At 55.9% G+C, this 5,091-nt stretch carries 4 protein-coding genes; all 4 read right to left on the bottom strand.

Translation table 11 applies throughout. The features are described from left to right. Positions 1-75 precede the first annotated feature (75 nt). The 4 genes from ABF824_RS15345 to ABF824_RS15330 all read right to left on the bottom strand — a co-directional run bounded on the left by ABF824_RS15345 (position 76) and on the right by ABF824_RS15330 (position 4,897). Positions 76-1,392: a c-type cytochrome gene (locus ABF824_RS15345; protein WP_415489853.1), complete on the bottom strand. Its 1,317-nt coding sequence runs from the start codon at positions 1,390-1,392 to the stop codon at positions 76-78. Further along, the gene (locus ABF824_RS15340; protein ID WP_415489852.1) at positions 1,389-3,167 is read right to left on the bottom strand and encodes a GMC family oxidoreductase; all 1,779 of its coding nucleotides are present in this window, start codon (positions 3,165-3,167) and stop codon (positions 1,389-1,391) included. The genes ABF824_RS15345 and ABF824_RS15340 overlap by 4 nt, the downstream gene beginning before the upstream one ends. Continuing rightward, complete coding sequence (locus tag ABF824_RS15335) at positions 3,167-3,898, bottom strand: gluconate 2-dehydrogenase subunit 3 family protein (protein ID WP_415489851.1); 732 nt, start codon at positions 3,896-3,898, stop codon at positions 3,167-3,169. Before ABF824_RS15335 ends, ABF824_RS15340 begins: the two co-directional genes overlap by 1 nt. 72 nt (positions 3,899-3,970) lie before the next feature. After that, the gene (locus tag ABF824_RS15330; RefSeq protein WP_415489850.1) at positions 3,971-4,897 is read right to left on the bottom strand and encodes a delta(1)-pyrroline-2-carboxylate reductase family protein; all 927 of its coding nucleotides are present in this window, start codon (positions 4,895-4,897) and stop codon (positions 3,971-3,973) included. Positions 4,898-5,091: the final 194 nt, after the last annotated feature.

Below are 5,091 nucleotides of genomic sequence, written 5' to 3'. Positions count from 1 at the left end.
GTTTTTATGTTTCCTTTTTATATAAGGAGATTTCATAAAAATGCAAAAATATTCAGATCACAACCGCAACACCCATCAGTTCAAAGGAGCCTCCCCGGACGTCACATTGTAATCTTTCGGCATCAATCGCTTCGTCGTTGTCACATCCACCGCAGCAGCATCATTGCCCCAACTTGCCCGGATGAATGTCAGCACGTCCGCCATCTGTTCTGGCGAAAGAATATGACCAAATGCCGGCATGGCGAACGCTGAAGGTGCAGTTCCCGTCGCGGGCAGGACTGCGCCCTTGAACAGGATCGAAACAAGCGAATCCACCTTATCATCCAACACGACCGGATTTCCTGCCAGTGCTGGAAAAACCGAGGGATAACCACGGCCATCGCTCCGATGACAGGCGGAACAATGGTCAACATACACCCTCGCTCCTCTCGCGCTGACATCCCCCCGCCTGAGGGCTTCACCCGTCGCCGGATTGTAGGTCCAGACAGGATCAGGCATCCGACGTGGCGGCAGAGATTTCAGATAGCGGGCAATGGCATGAAGATCCGTGTCATTCAGATATTGTGTGCCATGCACGACAGCATCACCCATGCCCCCAAATGCGGAACCGGTTGGAGCGCGGGCGGCACGAAGGAAATCGACAATATCCTCCTCAGACCATCGCCCCAGTCCGATGTGATTCTCCTGCCGCAGGGAGGGAGGATGCCAGCCGTCGACGGCATTGCCGCCGGATAGATAAAGCGGTCCATCCTGAGCCGTGAGGGCCTTTTCCTGTAACGTGAGCGCGCGGGGCGTATGACAGGCGCCACAATGCCCCGGCCCTTCCACCAGATAGGCACCACGCTCAATCTGCGGATCAGAGAAAAACCTCAGCATTGTTGCCTGCGCGGCCTTCGGGGAAGGACTGAAACTCATACGCCAGAAGAAAAGCGGCCAGCGCATGGAAAGCGGCCATTTGATTGTGCTTGCAGGCGGTTTTACGGCTGACGGCTTCACGCCCTGACGGAAATAGACATACAATGCATGAATGTCGGCATCCGTCATCCGCGCATAGGAAGGGAACGGCATGGCGGGATACATGGATGAACCATCCCTCCTCACACCCTCCCGAATAGCCCGCGAAAATTGCTGCTCCGAATACGCGCCAATGCCATGCTCGGCATCCGGCGTGATATTGGGACTGTAGATACGTCCGATCGGCAGATTGAACGGAACACCGCCCGCAAAGGGCGGCCGACCGTGCATTGAATGACATGCGCTGCAATCCGCCGCACGCGCTACATATTCGCCCTGCCTGACAAGATCAGGTGCTCCACCCGGCTCGGCCGCTCGTGCAGAACCACAAACAAGCAGCACAAGAACAAGACCGATCGCGGAAGGGGAAATCTTCACAAGGGCACCAATGGGCCGGGGGCTTTGAGATAACGCGTGCGAATATGATGGGCCGACCAGTAGGCCAACGCCGCGACCATGCCCGTCGGGTTATATCCCATTCCTTGCGGAAACGCGTTGGCACCGATGACAAAAACATTCGGCACATCCCAGCTCTGGAGGTAGCGATTCAGCGCGCTGGTGTGCGGGTCTTCCCCCATGACCGCGCCCCCTCCCAAGTGCGTCGTCTGATAGATCCGCGTATCAAACGGTTTGCCATACTCCAGCATGCCAAGCTGATATTTCGTCGCGCCAAGCGCTTTCATGATTGGGGTGATTTTGCTGACGACATACCGATTCATGCGAATATCGTTGTCATGCCAGTCGAACGTCATACGCAGCAAAGGCTGCCCATAGACATCCGTCCATGTCGGATCGAGATCAAGAAAGGCATCGCGATAAGCCATGTTGCTGCCATGAGCATCAATGGCAAACGCATGTTTGTATGTATCGACGAGAGCTTTCTTATAGCCCGCGCCCCAGCGCGGCGCATCCTTACCACCGCCGAAGCCCGATGCGGCAATCGGTTTCACACCAGCCTGATTCACCCATACTGGCGATCCACCAACGAAACCATGGGGGCCATGGTCAAAATTCAGGCTGTTGAAATCATCAATGGCCACACCACCGCCACCAGTTCCGATAAACTGATTGGTGAAGTGATTATCAGGCATCCACGCATGTGACGTGGAAATGGTCTGATAGACAAAATTGCGCCCAACCACGCCAACATTGTTCTTTGCATCGTAAGGCTGACCGATGCCGGACAGCAGCATGAGGCGCACATTGTGGAACTGGAATGCGCCAAGAATCACCAAGTCTGCCTGAACAGTCACCTCCCTGTTCGTATCCAGATCAAGATAGGTTACGCCTTTGGCCTGCTTCCGTGCGGAATCCAGATCGACGCGTAGTACGTGCGCTCGCGTTATCAGTGTAAAATTCGGATCTTTCCGCAGAACAGGAAGAATGTTCACATTCGGCGAGGCCTTGGAATACATGTAACAATCATACCCGCTGCAATAGCCGCAGAAGTTGCAGGGACCCATCTGGGCGCCATACGGATTGGTGTATTGCCGGGACGCATTCGCTGCGGGGAGCGCGTAAGGGTGATATCCCGCTTCTGTCGCGGCCTTACGGAAAAGATGCGCTGTATAAACGTCTTTCAGTGGTGGGAGAGGAAAATCCTGCGAACGGGACGGCGCGAATATATTCCCGTTGCCGACCACCTTGCCATTGATCTTGTAGGCTTCCCCGGAAGTGCCAAAGACCTTCTCCGCCTTATCGAAAAAAGGCTCCAGTTCGTCGTACGTCACGCCGTAATCCTGAAGATTCATACCTTCAGGAATGAAGTTCTTACCATAACGGGCAATCACGTTGGACCGTAACGCGAGATCGTCGGGAGCAACGCGAAAATGCACACCGGACCAATGCAGGCCAGCGCCCCCAACGCCCTCTCCCGGCAGGAACGCCGCAAGCCGCCGGTAAGGCAGAGCTGTCTGATCGATTTTGTTGCGGATCGTCACCGTCATTTGTGAGAGATCCTGAAACAGCCGATGGCGCACCGCGCCACGCAGTTCATCAATCGAAGCGGGATAGGCCCCCTCCACCGCCGTAGAGCGATCTGGCCCCCGCTCCAGCATGACAACCCGCAGTCCCGCTTCGGTCAGTTCCTTGGCAAGAATTGATCCGGCCCAGCCAGACCCGACAACGACAGCATCCGCCTTTATCGTGCTCATCACGCCGTTTCGCCATCAATGGACACGCTGCCCAGCGGATAGGCTGGGCCATACTGATCGACCCAGTCCATGAAGTCGGCCCGCGCTCCCGGAAAGCCGAGCATCACCCACCCCGCAAGATGGCGGTTTCCGCCATAAATCGGATCGGCAAACGCCCCTTCCAATGTATTGGTGCGCAACTGCTCGAAGAACATGTCGGAAGAGATCCCGTCCCCAAACGGGAGGGACTGCGTCTCAAAAGCCGTCAGTATCTCGACCTGCAATTTCTGATCCAGATCGGGAAAGGCATGGCCATATTTCTGGCGGCAGTAATCGTTCGCACCCGAAATGCCCGCGCGATACAAATCACGTGGCGACAGAGGAAGTTGATAACCAAGGTTGGCTGGCCCCTGTTCGAATGGCCCGCGCATGAACCACAGGTCGCCGCGTCCATACGCAGTGTCCATCTGCCGGTCGATGAAGGTGACAACACCAAGCGCCCGGGCGCCCGGTCCGACCTCATCAGTGGGGAAAATCGTCTCACAGGCGGCATCAAGAAACCGCCATTCATCATCGGTAAAATAACGTGGGGCAGAAGACTGAGCCGCTTCTCTGGCAAGGGCCTGACGCAGATCAGCGAACTCTGCCAGCGTCCAGAAAGCCGTCGTTCCGGCAAGGGCCGACAGAAAATTCCGTCGTTTCATGCCGGTCAGGGCAGGCGGCTCATTCCCTGCCGCATCATGAGCGTTCATTTCGATAACATGTCATATTACTGACATATCAGGCAAATCAGGAATACGTGGGGGACGTATCCATGAGTCCTTTCAACCGGCGGCGTCTTGCTCCCCAGCCACCAGCAGCGATCTCCGGGCCGTGCGACATGCAGCGAGATCCCACGCCGCGCAGCCAACTGACTTGAAGAAAATCGGCTTGTCGACAGTAGGAGGATGGGTGAGCGCCGTCACCAGCGGGTTCACCTCGGACCAGTCCACATTGGCCTGAATCAGATCGCCCGCTTCCGTGAGCGCACCCGCCTTGTCATCAACATAAAGCTGACTACCCGTTGTGATCTTCGGACCAAATTCGATCATGTGCGGCTGATAGGCGCCAACGCCGATGACAAGGCAGCCGGGAACGGGCGCTTCATCATAAAGAATTTCCGTGCTGGAGGTCGTGCCGATGATGACATCGAACCCACTGTTACCAGCAGAAAAAGACCGCAGTTCCAGCGACAAATCTTCATGCGCCTGACAGAACTTCACTGATTTGGTCTTGTCGCGCCCTGCGATCGTGACGCTGACGCCCGGATACAGAGCGGCCAGCGCCTCACAATGAGCGAGCGCCTGCGTGCCTGTGCCAAAGATAAGAACATGCTTTGGCGCCTGTTTGTGCAACAGTTGCATACCCAGCATACTGACCGCCGCGGTACGTCTTTTCGAAACCATCGCTCCATCGATGGAAAACAGCATCTGGCCATTCACAGCATCGGCGCAGAGCAGGCATCCCTGAATCATCGGATATGCACTGGCGGCATTATCCGGACACAGGGTCAGCACTTTCGCAATCATTATGTCTTCGCCGGTGGCGGGCATGGCCATCAGAAGCGATGACCGACCGGGAGCCGGTGCGACAATCCGTTCAGGGCAGACAATCTTCCCTGTGGCATAATGCTCAAGAGCCTTTTTCAGATCAGAAATCAGTTCTGGGTATGAAAGCAGTTTTTCTGTTTCAACCGCATTATACGTTTTCATGATCTGCTCTCCATCATCCCATCTGGCTCAACCCGTTCCTCCTCTGTGTATATTCATAATCACTTCGTAACAATATCATCGAAACCCGCGAGAGCGGGCCCGCCAGAAAACCGGGCGCGCGTTTTTTTTTGGCGCTAGTGGGGGGCGGGGGGGGGTGGCCCCCCCAAGCGGTGACCCCGTGGTTTTATAAGAAA

The organism is Acetobacter sp., from assembly GCF_047721705.1.
Taxonomy (GTDB): Bacteria; Pseudomonadota; Alphaproteobacteria; order Acetobacterales; family Acetobacteraceae; genus Acetobacter.
The sequence above is the reverse complement of the archived record's forward strand: the minus strand, read 5'-3'. Positions and strand labels throughout refer to the sequence as shown.